The 14,519-nt window shown below is 42.7% G+C and carries 13 protein-coding genes; 7 read left to right on the top strand and 6 right to left on the bottom strand.

Translation table 11 applies throughout. The annotated features are described in order from the left end of the window. Positions 1 to 1,149, bottom strand: a complete 1,149-nt coding sequence (locus tag ED605_RS05410) for a cation:proton antiporter (RefSeq protein WP_121977883.1) — start codon at positions 1,147 to 1,149, stop codon at positions 1 to 3. Between the two features lie 405 nt (positions 1,150 to 1,554). Here ED605_RS05410 and ED605_RS05405 point away from each other — a divergent pair, with 405 nt between their 5' ends. Continuing rightward, entirely contained in the window at positions 1,555 to 1,755 is a 201-nt protein-coding gene (locus tag ED605_RS05405; protein WP_121977882.1) for a cold-shock protein, read from the top strand. A 99-nt stretch (positions 1,756 to 1,854) separates the two neighbouring features. On the opposite strand, the gene uidA is transcribed toward ED605_RS05405, so the two are convergent. After that, the gene (gene uidA, locus ED605_RS05400; protein ID WP_121977881.1) at positions 1,855 to 3,669 is read right to left on the bottom strand and encodes a beta-glucuronidase; all 1,815 of its coding nucleotides are present in this window, start codon (positions 3,667 to 3,669) and stop codon (positions 1,855 to 1,857) included. Positions 3,670 to 3,859: 190 nt separating this feature from the next. On the opposite strand from uidA, the gene ED605_RS05395 reads away from it, so the two are divergent. The 3 genes from ED605_RS05395 (at position 3,860) to ED605_RS05385 (ending at position 8,596) form a co-directional block, all read left to right on the top strand. After that, positions 3,860 to 5,083: a helix-turn-helix transcriptional regulator gene (locus ED605_RS05395; protein WP_121977880.1), complete on the top strand. Its 1,224-nt coding sequence runs from the start codon at positions 3,860 to 3,862 to the stop codon at positions 5,081 to 5,083. A gap of 113 nt (positions 5,084 to 5,196) precedes the next feature. After that, positions 5,197 to 7,626, top strand: a complete 2,430-nt coding sequence (locus tag ED605_RS05390) for a Xaa-Pro dipeptidyl-peptidase (protein ID WP_225419053.1) — start codon at positions 5,197 to 5,199, stop codon at positions 7,624 to 7,626. 58 nt (positions 7,627 to 7,684) lie between these two features. Further along, positions 7,685 to 8,596, top strand: coding sequence for a proline-specific peptidase family protein (locus ED605_RS05385; protein ID WP_121977878.1), 912 nt, complete (start codon positions 7,685 to 7,687; stop codon positions 8,594 to 8,596). A 182-nt stretch (positions 8,597 to 8,778) separates the two neighbouring features. Here the strand turns inward: ED605_RS05385 and ED605_RS05380 are convergent, their stop codons facing one another. Continuing rightward, positions 8,779 to 9,201 carry a hypothetical protein gene (locus ED605_RS05380; protein ID WP_121977877.1) on the bottom strand — a complete coding sequence of 141 codons (423 nt, stop codon included), beginning with the start codon at positions 9,199 to 9,201 and terminating at the stop codon, positions 8,779 to 8,781. Between the two features lie 156 nt (positions 9,202 to 9,357). Between ED605_RS05380 and ED605_RS05375 the strand changes: the two genes are divergently transcribed. Then, positions 9,358 to 9,711: a hypothetical protein gene (locus ED605_RS05375; protein ID WP_121977876.1), complete on the top strand. Its 354-nt coding sequence runs from the start codon at positions 9,358 to 9,360 to the stop codon at positions 9,709 to 9,711. Positions 9,712 to 9,818: 107 nt separating this feature from the next. Here ED605_RS05375 and ED605_RS05370 read toward each other — a convergent pair whose 3' ends face one another. After that, positions 9,819 to 11,384: an ABC-F family ATP-binding cassette domain-containing protein gene (locus tag ED605_RS05370; protein ID WP_503100499.1), complete on the bottom strand. Its 1,566-nt coding sequence runs from the start codon at positions 11,382 to 11,384 to the stop codon at positions 9,819 to 9,821. Positions 11,385 to 11,559: 175 nt separating this feature from the next. Here ED605_RS05370 and ED605_RS05365 point away from each other — a divergent pair, with 175 nt between their 5' ends. Together ED605_RS05365 and ED605_RS05360 are read left to right on the top strand one after the other, a co-directional pair. Continuing rightward, the gene (locus tag ED605_RS05365) at positions 11,560 to 11,910 is read left to right on the top strand and encodes a VOC family protein (RefSeq protein ID WP_121977875.1); all 351 of its coding nucleotides are present in this window, start codon (positions 11,560 to 11,562) and stop codon (positions 11,908 to 11,910) included. After that, entirely contained in the window at positions 11,910 to 12,590 is a 681-nt protein-coding gene (locus tag ED605_RS05360; RefSeq protein ID WP_121977874.1) for a CPBP family intramembrane glutamic endopeptidase, read from the top strand. Before ED605_RS05365 ends, ED605_RS05360 begins: the two co-directional genes overlap by 1 nt. A gap of 78 nt (positions 12,591 to 12,668) precedes the next feature. On the opposite strand, the gene ED605_RS05355 is transcribed toward ED605_RS05360, so the two are convergent. Then, positions 12,669 to 13,028: a YxeA family protein gene (locus ED605_RS05355; protein WP_121977873.1), complete on the bottom strand. Its 360-nt coding sequence runs from the start codon at positions 13,026 to 13,028 to the stop codon at positions 12,669 to 12,671. Between the two features lie 220 nt (positions 13,029 to 13,248). After that, entirely contained in the window at positions 13,249 to 14,436 is a 1,188-nt protein-coding gene (locus ED605_RS05350; protein ID WP_121977872.1) for a DUF2075 domain-containing protein, read from the bottom strand. Positions 14,437 to 14,519 lie beyond the last annotated feature (83 nt).

The following is a 14,519-nucleotide window of genomic DNA, read 5'->3' as shown; positions in this document are numbered from 1 at the left end:
TTAATGATTAACCCGCTTCAAACTCCATTTTAATAGCAACGGTGCAATAATCGTTGATAAAACAATCACAATAATCATTTCCGAATATAAATTTTTAGCAATCAAATTAGCAGTCAAACCAATTTGGGCAATGATCAGGGCCATTTCACCTCTTGAAACCATCCCTGAACCAATCGCCAGCGCTGAAGGCCAACTGATTTTGGCTAACATCGCCCCAAACGCCCCGCCAAATAGTTTGGTGATAATTGCCAACAGGGTCATGACGACCACCAACCATAGATTGTCGATTAGGCCACCAAAGGTCATATCTAAGCCAATGCTGACAAAGAAAATTGGGATAAAAAACGTGTATCCAACCGAACTAACACTGTCGGAAACCTCTTCTTGGAAGTTGGTTTGAGAAACCGCCACACCGGCAAAGAAGGCGCCGACAACCGCACTCAAGCCGATCACGTCTGCCAACCACGCCATTGATAGACAAAGAAACAGCGAAACAATCGGAACAGCTCCCCGGACCGGTAGCCGCTTAGCCAATTTCAAAATGAGTGGTGCCACCCATTTAACCAAGACGACCACGCCGACAAAATATAATAGTTGAAGCAACGTTGCCAGAATCAGGTTCATTTGTTGTGCTTCACCCACGCCAAATGAGCTGACAAAAATACTAAGTAAAATAACCGCGATAATATCATCAACGACCGCGGCACCCAAAATTGTGGCACCTTCCTTAGTATTCAAGCTTTTGTACTCCCGCAACACTTCAACACTGATCGAAACCGAAGTCGCCGCAAAAATAACGCCCCAAAAGATCGCCCGTTCAAATGATTGGCCCATCATCTGACCATAACCATAAAAAACAACCATTGGGAAAATCACGCCAACCATCGCCACACTCATCGCCGGCTTAAAATACCGTTTTAATAAATCCAAATCACTTTCAATCCCAGCAATAAACATCAGAATAATCACGCCAATTTCTGCTCCGGCCTGCATTAACTCCGTATTCTGCAACACGTTAAAAACACCTGGACCCAAAAGCACGCCAACTACCAGTTGTCCGATGACTGCCGGCATTGCTAGTCGCTGGCTAACAGCACCAGCCAGCAATGTCGCAATTAAAATCAATGCAATCTGTCCGATATAGCCCATGAAACACCCGCCTTTCAAATCAAAATTAATTACCCTAATCATAACATTTTACATTAGTCTCCCACCATGGTAATGCCTATTATTCGTTCTATTTTCAGTCAAAAACCACCATTCCACCAACTCAACCGACTTTTAACTACTAATAAGCAGAAATTTCAAAATAAATTTTAACTTATTTTTCACCTGCCATCCCGTGCCCAGCATACATTTGATCAATAACTAATTTGAAAATAACAAAATAACTGGTTAATAATCCTTGCTATTTATCCAAGGTGCGGGTATAGTTATCATCAATGTATTAGTTAACTTCGAAATTTGGTACGGCGTTTTCAAAGATGTCTCCTTACTTCAAAAGTTTCAAATGCAAAATATATAATTGCGCTAGGCGCACGGAGGTTTCATCTTATGGAACAAGGTACAGTTAAATGGTTTAACAGCGACAAAGGTTACGGTTTTATTACGCTTGACAACGGCTCAGACGTATTCGTTCACTTCTCAGCAATCAATGCTGATGGCTTCAAGACCCTTGAAGAGGATCAAAAAGTTACCCTTGATGTTGAAAAGGGCGACCGTGGCTTACAAGCAGCCAACGTTACACCTGCTTAAAGTTAAATCAAGAAATAAAAGTCTCCGGTGAGGGGCTTTTTCTTTTACCTAAAAAGCGCTACGACAGTCAATCCTTGTCGTGGCGCTTTTTTGATTAATTTACAATTTCTTATAACCCAAACTCGGAATCCGGACCCAGCGATCCTTCAAATAACGCACCGCCATCTTTGGTTCGCGGGCTCTGGTAAAGATCCCTTTCTTATTACCTTGAACCCGCTGAATACCAAATTTAGTTTGGAAATCCGCAAAGTTCCACAACTGTTCGCCAACAAAGTGTGGTACTTCATCAAAAACTTTGCTGGCCATTCGGTAATAATCTTCCTGGAACTCTTCTGAAAATGGTTCGTCATAGTTACTATGCAAACCAGCGACTGTGTCGGCACCATATTCCGTATACATAATCGGCTTATCAGGGAATTTTGCCTGATATGCCAGTAATTCATCCCGAGTGGCCTTTTCAGCCGCTTTAAGATCCCCGTTACCAACATACCAACCATAATACCGATTCAACGCAATCACATCGACCAAATCCACGCATTTATCAGTCCGCGGATTGGCCATCATGATACTGGTATACGTGCACGGCCGTTTTTGCGGATCCAACTTTCTGGCTAAGTCGAATAACGGCTTGAAATAATCATGGGCACCTTTCGAATAGGTCGCTGCTTCATTGGCGATTGACCACATGACCACACACGCATGGTTTTTGTCCCGTGCCATGATTTCGCGAATGACTTGCTGATGAGCGGCCGCCGTTTTCATAGTTTTCCAGGTACCATCTTCAAAATCATCACTTTCCAAAACTGATAAATCGAAGTTAAACGAATCAATTAACCCCACGGCCGGTGTTTCGTCAATGACCACGATTCCTTCCCGGTCACAAAGCCGCATCATTTCTTCAGAATAAGGATAATGTGACGTTCTAAATGAATTGGCGCCCATTGATTTCATTAAGCTCAGATCCAACACATTCACTGGTTCGTTAAAGCCACGGCCATGAACATAGGTGTCCTCGTGCTTGCCGAATCCTTTAAAGTAGAAGGGTTGCCCATTAATTAAAAACTGACCGGCTTTAACTTCAATTTTGCGAATACCAAACAGTTCAGAGTAAGTATCCACTATCTCATTATTTCGAAACCCAGTCACTTTGGCTGTATATAGATAAGCGTGTAATGGCTGCCACAAATGGACATTCGCCAAAGTCAAGTCAGCCGTCGTTCCAGAAGCCTCAGCGACCGATTGGCCCGCCTGATCTAGAAGTGTGACCTTCAGTTGATCAAAATGACCAGCCACCTGTGTGTTAACCCGAACAGTGGCCGAGGAATGAGCCAGATCAACCTCTGGAACAACCGTGATATCTTGAATGTAGTCTTGGGGTGTCGAATAGATTTTGACTGGTCTTTGCAGGCCGGCATAGTTGAAGAAGTCAAAGTTTTCATCTAGTCGCCGGGTTATATGCCCATTTTCATCGGTTGACTCGCTATAATTACCAACCGGTAGCGTCGTCTTATCTAACATGTTGCTTAATTTGACCGTTAAGCGGTTGTTATCATCATTTAAATAGTCGTTAATCACCACTTCAAAGGGTGTAAAGCCACCTTTGTGATGGGTGATCTTTTGACCATTCAAATAAACCCAGGCTTCATGGGTTGCTGAGCCAAATCTCAGAACCAGCCGCTGATCGCGTAAGGGATTGGCAATTCGAAAATTGGTTTCGTACCAAACATAGCCAACGTGCTCTCGAATTTCCTGTGAAGCCGTTTGGTCATTGAAAGAGGCCGGAACTGAAATGACCGTTTCGGTTGGTAGTGGCTGCTTTGGGTCAATCGGTTGAACTTCCCGATCGATCATGAATTTCCATAAACCGGATAAATCAAGCAGGGTGCGACTTGCCGTCGTAATTGGATATAACATCTTGAATTCCTCCATTGATTAGTTAATTGACTTCAACAAGCCTTTTAAGGAAAAATTGAGGCTTGCTGCTGATTAAGTATCTTTAATATAATTGATTTAAGATTAACTTACTCGGACTATTTTAACTAAAGTTGGACTTATTTAACTTTTATTGAAAGCGATCACAATACAAAAGGGAGGCCCAATTATCGTGTATCAAACCAGCATCGAATCTGCTAAATTATTTCACAAAATCACTCAATTAGACGTTCAATTAATTAGTTTAAACGGCCAAGTCGCCTATCAGTCAACCGCTGCTAGTTCATCTGAATTTCAGTTTTCACCAAACATCGATCAAGTTCAATCAATTTTGAAAGCCCATTCGGCCAACTTCTATCTACATTATGATGACGCCACGCAATTGGATTATTTAGCCATCGGAATGTTCGAGAAAGCTCACCTAACCGGTCTTTGTCTTGTAGGTCCCTTTATCGCCAAAACGATGACTGTCAATATGGTCAGCCAGCTCCTGTTGAAAACGTCGTTAACTGCCAGTGAGCAGCGTCAACTGACCCAGTTCTACAATGCACTGCCACTTTTGGATGCTGAAAACGTCGCCGCAACCGGCCAGTTACTGGTCACGTTGTTTTCACGACCGGTTGCCCATCCCCAATCACAACGGCTACACCATCATGACCAACCGCTTCAAGCCCAAACCGTGACGGCCATTAACGATCAGACCCAAGCTGCCATTGATCGGCGCTATCAATTAGAAGCCAAAATGATGCAACTGGTCTCAACCGGTGATCTGACCAATTTGGCCCATTTTCAACGAACCATGCCTAAACTAGTGTCTCTTTTCAGCAATCGAATTCCAAACCAACCACTACGTTCAGGCAAAAATATCTGTTTTGTCAATAATACCGTGTGCCGAATTGCGGCCGGCCGCGGTGGGGTCCACCCGGTATTTCTCGACAGCCTTTCCGAAAAATACGCAATCCTGATTGAAAAGCAACAAACGCTTCAGGGATTGGAAAACTTGGTGAGTGCCATGCTCCACGAATATACCCAATTAGTTGCAGACGTTGCCATAAGCGGCGTGAGTCCCTTGATCAAGCGAACCATCGACTTTATTTTGATTCACCTTGGTCATTTCATCTCCTTAACGGCAACCGCTCATTTCCTTCACACCAATCCCGCTTATCTGGCTCGGCAATTTAAATCAGAAACCGGCCGAACTTTTACGCAATTCGTTAATCAACGGCGGATTGCTTTAGCTAAAACCTATTTGATGAATCCCCAACTTTCAATCACTGAGATTGCCGGCCTGCTGGGGTATAACGACTTAACTTATTTTGCCAGGGTATTTAAACAGCAAACCGGTGAAACGCCCCATCAGTACCGAAAAAGGAATCCCCATCATTTGTTGCCTTGACTGAGCTTTATCTAACCAGTTTTGGCAGATAGCTGTCTCCCACTATTAAAATCAGCGACTTACGGTATAATATGGTTAATTAGAATTTTTCTTAAATCATTGGAGGTCTCTTTTTGAAAATCAATCAATTCGCCTATGTTCAACCTTCTCACGAACAAATCATCAAAGAATTGGCAGACATTCGCTTTCTGTCCGCCAGAACCCAAAAAATGGCTGATCCGGTCATGTTGTATCGGGCATTATTACTTAAATTCTATTTAGAAAAACGCCAAAGTCGCGCTGTTCGCATTCGAAAGGTCGCTAATCTGATGGCCACACCCGAACTTAACGCTTACGATTACACCATCAAACAAAGCGGCGTTTCCAAAACGGCTTTTTACAATGTGGCGCTTCAACTACTGGGTTTTCAAGTCGGCTTGGATTTTGACCTGACTGATCCATTGGCTGCCCTGACCAAATTTAGCTTGCCAATCGCTGATGTTGCCGATTCCCTCAGTCGTGATCAATTGATCGACGCCTGGTACCGCTTATTAAATACCCGGACCAAATTTGGCCAAACTTTAATTGATCAATTGGCTGGTCAAGGTTACTACGCGCAATTTGCTGGCGATCAGCAGTTAAAACGACCCCTCTTTTTTAACGGCAAAGCCCAAGCTGTCTTTGATACCAGTCAGTTGATTCGCGATGTCGTCTATGTTGAGTCTTCCTTAGACACTGATCACGATGGTCAACGCGACTTGCTAAAAGCAGAAATCATTCGGCCGGCTAATACCGAGGATGGCTTAAAGGTCCCGGTGATCTTTACAGCCAGTCCTTATGATCAGGGAACCAATGACAAAACCGCTGATCGATTGACTCATGACGTCAATCATCCACTTGAACACAAGCAGCCTAATCACGCCACCTATGCTGACATTGAGGCCGATGAAACCCAACCTGAGTTGCCGGCACCCCGAAGCATTAAAGGATCAACCGAAGTAGCTGAAGAAACCTTTGTTAAGGGTTGGACCTACTCACTTAATGATTACTTCTTAGCCCGTGGTTTTGCGGTCATTTATTCAGCTGGAATTGGAACCAAGGATTCCGATGGCGTCAGAACCACTGGTACTCGTGACGAAACGTTGTCCGCAACCGCCATTATTGAATGGCTTCATGGGGATCGCACCGCCTTTACCAATCGCACCGACCAGATTAAAATCGATGCCTGGTGGAGTAACGGCAACGTCGGAATGACCGGCCGCTCTTACTTAGGGACGTTGTCAACGGCCGCCGCCTTAACCGGCGTTGCCGGACTGAAAACGGCGGTGGTTGAAGCCGGCATTTCAAATTACTACGATTATTATCGGGAAAACGGATTAGTCGTTGCCCCGGGTGGCTTTCAGGGTGAGGATACCGACGTCTTGGGCGAGTTGACTTTCAGCCGTGAACAGACGGCTGCCGATTATTTGAAAATTAAGGATACTTGGCAAAAACAGCTAAAAAGCTTAACCACCGGCCAGGATCGCGCAACCGGCAATTACAACGCCTTTTGGGACGCCCGAAATTTACTCAAGCACGTCAATGTGAAGTGTGACTTATTATTAGTTCACGGGTTAAACGACTGGAACGTTAAATTATCCCACGTTTGGCATTTGCGAAACCGGTTAAAGCAGGAACCAATCACCCAAAAGCTGATTTTGCATCAGGGACAACACGAGTACTTAAACAATTTCCGATCGGTTGATTACACCGATTTGGTTAATCTCTGGTTATCCAACAAACTCTATGAGATTGAAAATCACGCCAACCAAGTGCTGCCAGATGTTTTAGTGCAGGATAATGCCCAACCGGAAACCTGGCGCACATATCAGGACTGGGGCGCTGATGCCAACGTCGACACCTATTCACTGGCCGACCGGCGGTTTACCAATTTAAATGAGAACAACACTTTTAGCGATCACTTAGATGAAGATTTGTTCAAACACTACGTTAAGGAACCTTCCAAGTGGCAACATGCCTTGTTAACCAAATCGCATTCTAAAATGGATCAACACGCTATTCAATTGGTTTCCGAACCTTTAAAACATGATTTGGTAGTCGATGGCCAGGCCAAGATAACGCTTCGAGCTGCCAGCAGCGCTGACATTGGACTGTTAAGCGTGGCACTAATCGATTATGGAAAGGCCAAACGTTTAACTGCCACCCCACAAGTGTTAGCTGCCCAAAAAATTATCACCGGTTATCAATGGCGAAAAGATGATTTAAAGGAATTTACGCTTGAAAAAAAGGCCTCAGCTTACAAAAAGTTTACTGACGCTCATTTAAACATGCAGAACCGTGAAAATACCTATCGAGTCGATGACTTAAGGCCCGGGCAATTTTATTCATTTGAACTGACCTTTCAACCAACTTTCTGGCGATTGTTGGCCGGCCATCAATTGGGAATTGTGATTTACGCAACTGATATGAATTATACAATTCGGGGGAATCAGTCAATCAACTACACCGTCAATTTAGACGATTCAACTTTAACCCTCCCCTTACTTGGGGCCAATGCTGAATAAAAGCGAAAGTGTTATCATATGATTAACTAGACAAATTTAGAAAGCACAGGTGGTTTTAATGCGACAAGGAACCAAAATCATTACGTTGAACAACGGTTATCATTTGTGGACCAATACTCAGGGCGAAGGTGACATTCATCTTCTAGCCCTTCATGGTGGTCCCGGTGGTGAACACGAATACTGGGAAGATGCTGCCAAGCAATTAAAAAAACAGGGGCTTAACGTTCAGGTCACAATGTATGATCAGTTAGGCTCTTGGTATTCGGACAGTCCGGATTTCAGTGACCCGCAAGTCAGAAAAGACATTTTGACATACGAATACTTCTTGGATGAAGTTGATGAAGTGCGGGACAAGCTCGGACTGGATAACTTTTACTTAATTGGCCAATCCTGGGGTGGCTTACTGGTTCAGGAATATGCTGAAAAGTACGGGATGCATTTAAAGGGCGCCATTATTTCCTCCATGGTGGATCGGATTGACGATTACACCAAGCACTTGGAACAAGTTCGTGAAGAGGCGCTGACACCCGAACAAGTTGCTTACATGAAAAAGTGTGAAGCTAACAATGATTACGATAACCAAAAATATCAGTCATACGTTGACATCTTAAATAAGGGTTATATTGATCGGAAACAACCATCAAAACTCTCTCACTTGATCGATGTCACCAATAACGATATTTACGGGGCCTTCCAAGGTGATAATGAATTCGTTATTACCGGCAAATTAGCTGAATGGAACTTTACCGATCACCTCAAAAATATCAAAGTGCCAACTCTGGTTACGTTTGGCGAACACGAGACAATGCCGGTTGAAACCGGTAAACGAATGGCGCAGATGATTCCGAATGCTAAATTTGTTTCAACGCCAAAGGGTGGTCACCACCACATGGTTGATAATCCAGACGTTTACTACAAACATTTGGCTGACTTTATCCGTCAGGTTGAGGATGGGACATTTAATCAATAATCATTAATGAAAAGTCGAGGACTTAAATGACCAGGTTCCCGACTTTTTCGATATAACAATCACACTCTCTTGATTAGAAAAAACCGGCACTTATTCTCACAAAAGTGAAAACAAGTGCCGGTTTTAAACTACAAATTAGCTCAACCAAACATTTACAAAAGGCTTTGCAGAAGAGAAATGATTTAGTTTAATTGATTGCCAACATGCTGATAATAATACACGCCCATTCTGTCAAAAGCATCCTCATACAACAAGCGATCCGACTGCCCTGCCAAGAACTGATCGTATTCTGATTGAGTCACCCCGGTAATTTTTTGAACCTGATCAGGGGTTAATTTTAGTGACCGAATTTCAAACTTAATGCCGTTTAATAGATAAGCTGAGCGCATATCCAAATTTGGCATTAAGCGTTGAAACGCCACTTTTCTGAATCGGTCGGTGGCCGGATCATAAGCTTCGGGTGCTGCCTTTCCAGCCATAAAGGTGGCGTAATTAGCCACTCGAAGCACGGATTGAACCTGATCATCCGAAAAACCAAGTTGGGCTTGCCATTTTTTAATCAGACTAAGATCGTATTTGATTTGTGGGTTATTTCCTGTTTGCATCTCAGTTCCTCCATCATTTTTCTTGTCGATGTCAATCATAGCAGAATGGGCTAAAAATTGTTTTCAAATTAGAAAAAAGGTCAAAAAATAAACTTTCTTTACGTATGTAGTATATAGAGGGCCCCATTACGGGCTAACTATACTGGAGGAAAAAAGATGTCGAGAGCAAAAATTTTTCGAGTCAATCACGTTAAGGGGATTTATTTGCCTTACCCCACGTCAACAGCTGAGGCTTGGCGACCAGAGATCCCGAATTCGCCAGCCGATGCCGACTGGTATTTCTTTAAACTACTGAGTCAGGAAGATGAAGAACTAAACCGCTTTTGCCCACTTAAAGACTGGCATTTGTCGGGGTTAAAAGAACCTTCATTTGTCGATATTGGCCAATCATTGCCGGTGAAGAAACCGGACTTAACCAGTGCCGACTACATCGGTAGTATTTCGGATCGGGATAGTTGGATTCTAAAACACTGCATTCACCAATATTACAGAGAATATACTGGTAGATAGCCGTCAGATTAAAATTATCTCTGTTTACAAAATTAAGATAAATAAAAACGGTCCCCATCTTCGATTATCGAAATAGGAACCGTTTTTTTAGTTAATTTTATGACTATTTACAGCGTTTCATTTTTGGCGCGTTCACGCAAACTCAACTTTTCGACGTTTAAGACTTTGTCGACCAAGCCATCATAAAAGCTGCTTTCATGGCTGACAATAATCACGTTGCCGGCAAAGCGGTCAATTGCCCGCTTCAAGGCTTCCTTAGTCTCTTCATCCAAATGGTTGGTCGGCTCATCCATGATTAAAAAGTTGCTGGGAACAAACTCCATCATTGCCAGCTTAACCTTGGTCTGCTCGCCACCAGAAAGCTCATGAATCGGTTTGACGGCATTTTGCGCGTCCAGCCCACACTTGGCTAGCTTGGTTCGAATTGTTCGCTGCGTCAATTTTGGATACTTATCCGCGATAATCTGCATCGGCGTCATTCGCTTATTGTCCCAAGCTAAATCTTGGCTAAAGTAATTCACAATCGCCGACGGTGAAAACTTGGCGGTCCCACCCTTTGCCGGGATCTTTTTCAGAATCGTCTTAATTAAGGTCGACTTACCAACCCCGTTAAAACCGCTAAAGCCAACTTTCTCGCCCATTGAAATGGTGAAAGTCACCGGAGCCAACAAAGGTTTGTTGTACCCAACCGATAATTTATCGACCGTTAACGCTTCGTGGGAACCGGTATCTTCATACGGAAAGTTGAAGCTGGCGGAAATATTAGTCGAAGGCGGATCAATTTTTTCCATATGGGCCAGTTTTTTCTCACGGGATTTAGCCATCGTTGATTTGGAGCCAGCTTTGTTCTTACGAATAAATCGCTCAGCCTTTTCAATTTCAACCTGTTGCTTTTCATACTGCTTCTGTTGAAATTCTTCACGTTCCTGTCGCTGACGCATGGCTTTCTTGAAATTGCCTCGGTATTTAGTAATCTTACCAAAAGCAATATTTATAATACAATTGGTGATTCGATCTAAAAAGTCGTAGTCGTGGGAAACTACCATGGCCGCCCCGCTAAAGCCATTTAAATAATCAACCAGCCATTCGATTTGGTTGACATCCAAGTAGTTGGTCGGCTCATCAAGTAAAATCACGTCCGGATCGGCCAGTAACATTTTAGCCAAAATAATCTTGGAACGTTGACCACCGGACATCTTACCAACTAAGTGGTCCCGACCAATGCTATCAAGGCCTAAGCCGACAACGGTTTGCTCAATGCGGGTATCAATGTCGTAAAAATCACTGGAATCTAATTCATCCTGAATAGTCCCAGCGCGTTCCAGCAGTTTATCATCTGCGGTTTCCGCGTACTTTTCATACAATTTAGTCAGCGTTTCGTTTTTTTGATACAAGTCCGCAAACGCCGTCCGTAGAAACTGGATCAGGGTTAAATCATCTTCAATATCGGCGTATTGATCCAAGTAGCCGATTTTAATATTTTTTTGCCATTTGATGTCGCCGGTTAGTGGCAGCTGCGAATCGGTAATAATCTTAATTAAGGTTGATTTACCGACCCCGTTTTGGCCAACCACCCCCATATGTTCACCCTTTTCCAAGGTAAACTCGGCATCTTTATACAAATCCTTCTCGGCAAAACTCATTGAAAGATTTGATACTGATAGTAGTGGCAACTCGTTCACCTCACATGAATAGGTTTGACTTTGAATAACTGCATACAATTCAATACGTTACTCTAAATTGCAGGGAGAGTCAATCCGTGTAAATCATTAAACAATTATCAATAGTATTTAGAGCAACAATTGGTATATAATGTAAGCATTACGCAGTGAAAAGGACGAAATTTTTATGAACATCAGAGAAATCGAATATATTACTATCCCCGTTTCCGATCTCGAAACCAGTCGACGATTCTACCATGAGGTCTTTGATTTGCCAATCATCAAATTGCCAAATGGTCATCTGGGAGCCGACATGCGCAAAATGTTTTTGGAATTTAAAGTCGTCGAGCAAGTAACGCCAATTTCATTCGGGTTAATTGCCAAGGACTCAATGGCAGATATCCAAGCCCACTTGATTAACTACTTTGTCGACATTGTTGAGCAGCCTAATGAAAAAACTGAAAATAGGAGAAACGTTAATTCAATGACAATTCTTGACCCGGATAAGAATCGGATTGAAGTTAACGAGTTTAGATAATGCAACCTCATCAATATTTAGGTACCAAGGCTTGGCAAATTGGTAAATGGATTGGCTTTTTAATTGTTTACCTCTTTGCTTCAGGCCTCCTTGAAGTCGCCGGTGAGTATACTCACAATCCTTTTTTAACTCGCCATCTTCTAGGAATTGCTTTGGTCGTCACAGCGGCCGCACTATCACTCATTGCATGGCGGTATGGCAAACAGCTTCAAGCCAGCAATCCTCGTCGATTTGGCAAAACCGGCCTGACTCGAAAGCGGGTTGCCGAATTTATTGTGGTCTTTCTGTTAATGCTGGCCTTTCAAATGCTGTGGAGTTACCTGATTGCCAAGCACATCTTAATGACGCCGGATAATCAAAAGGCTGTCGAAGCCGATCAACTCCGATTACCGGTTTGGAACGCAATTTTCTCCGTTGTTTTGGCACCAATTTTTGAAGAGTTGATTTTTCGGGGAATCTTTATGAATTACTTTTTTAATAAAGATAACCGTCTCAATAATTTGTTGGCCATCATCGCCAGTGGGTTGTTATTTGGCTTTGCGCATGAGTTGCAGTTTAACGTTAACTGGTTGATGTATTCTGGTCTAGGATGCTTCTTATCTTTCACCTACATGCACTTCCGGGATATTCGCTATTCAATCGGCCTCCACTTTTTAAACAATTTCATCTCAATGATCTAAGAATCACTAAAAAACGAGTTTGAAGCAAACCGTCAGCTGTTGGTTTCAAACTCGTTTTTTGCAAGCCTTCTTAATTAATTATGGATAAACCGGCTTAGGTAATTTTGATTGAGCTTTCTTTGGAATTTTCTTCCAAGTGGTTTGTTCATAGGACATTACCCCATGTTTTTTAGACCAGCCGATTTTAATATAGCGGCCCTTAACAAACTTGTGACCTTGAAAAGAACCGACTTCCATTCGTTTAGCCTGACCATTTTGATTGTACCCGGTAATCTTATAATAATAGGCATCGGGACCACCCGATTCTTTTTCTGTTCGGGCCAGATTGCCAACTTGGCCATAATAGTAAGTTTTACCATAATTTTGGTGATACCAAACCCCGCCGACAACCGCTAAAACCACCAAGACGATAATGGTATAAAGTGTCCCTTTCTTCATGTGCGCTCCTCCTATCATGTTAATTACTTACGCAACTAACTATATATGTAGTACACTAAATTGTCAATTATTATTCTCAGCCTCTGGTGAACCAGTCTCCTACCAATCCAGCTCGCCATCATGATCAAACCACTATTATGGTTGTGATTATCATTATAATAGGTTTAAAAAAAGTGCCAAGCAATTTTGCTCAACACTTTGGATTGTGACATTTTATTGATCACTTTTTCAGCGACATCTTTTCCAAATAATGTTCCAAATTTGGCTCATGGGCGTGCAGATACATCCCTTTGATTCCGCGTCTTAACAGGACATTAAGTGAATTTCTCAGTAAAATAATTTTACTGTGTTCATAATCCTTCCCGGTTAAATCCTGACGGTGCTTAAAAATCTCCACGTCGGTCACCTTACTTGGATCAACCCCTAAACGGTGATCAGACGTTAAATAAAACGGTGGGCCGATGATAATGCCAATATAGTTCAGATCAAACCCCTGGACCGTGTAAATACTGCCAACTTCGTTAATCGTTTGGGGCTGTTCGGCCCAGGGTGTACTGGTAAAGTTATATTGATCCCACGGCAAATGAAAATTCCCTTCATTAACTAAGTGCTTACCACCATCTAGGGTGGATGGATAACCACTGGTAGAGGTCATTCGGGAAAGGCCATAGTGGTTGTTTTTTCGAACAATATCCTGAAACATCCTTTGAGCATCTGGATAAACCCGAAAGTCATAGTCGCCGATCTCTTTGGGAAGCGGGCCAATCGGGTCACCGTCAATGAAGTGATCCAACCAATCCATTAACTGTGGGCTGGCCTGCATCCGAAATTGTTCCTTTAAGTGCACGAAATCATGTGGATAAGGCTTAATCAAATTTAACAATCGATCCTTAGTCCAAAAGCTCTTGGTTCGTAATACCTGATGCGGATCAAAGACCACGATGGTCACCTTGCTTAAGTTAATAATGTCCTCGAGCTGATTTTCGCCGTAATAATTATTGTAATGATCTGCTTTGCTTAACAACAGATGGGCCTCATCGATGACTGTTAAATTCACGTGTCGTTGCTGCTTGTGCAGTTTATTGATAAAACTGGTCGGCCGCTGATAATACTTTTTAAGCATGTGAGGCGTCTCGCCAGCTAATTCCCGGTAAACTTTCAGCAGTTCAGGATGATTAACCAGAAAATAAGCCTCATTAACTTTTTGAGCCAGATCGGTAAATAGTTGATTCAAAATCAAGCTTTTACCAGTGCCGGCATCCCCCATTAAGACAAACACAGCATGGCCATCTTCATTAAGATGCCGCTTAGTAAAAGTCGTTATTCGTTTTAAAACCTGTTTTTGATGACTGGTCAGTTGAATATTTTTAGAGAAGGCATTTAACGTATGCGATTCTAAAGACTGCATGATAATTGATTCACCTCATTCGGTTGATTAGTTAGATCGTTTCTATTTTATCACCTTCAAGACACTTAATTGATTGCAATTTC

The organism is Lentilactobacillus raoultii (genome assembly GCF_900411375.1).
Taxonomy (GTDB): Bacteria; Bacillota; Bacilli; order Lactobacillales; family Lactobacillaceae; genus Lentilactobacillus; species Lentilactobacillus raoultii.
Note: the sequence above shows the minus strand (reverse complement) of the source record. Positions and strands in the feature narration are given on the sequence as shown.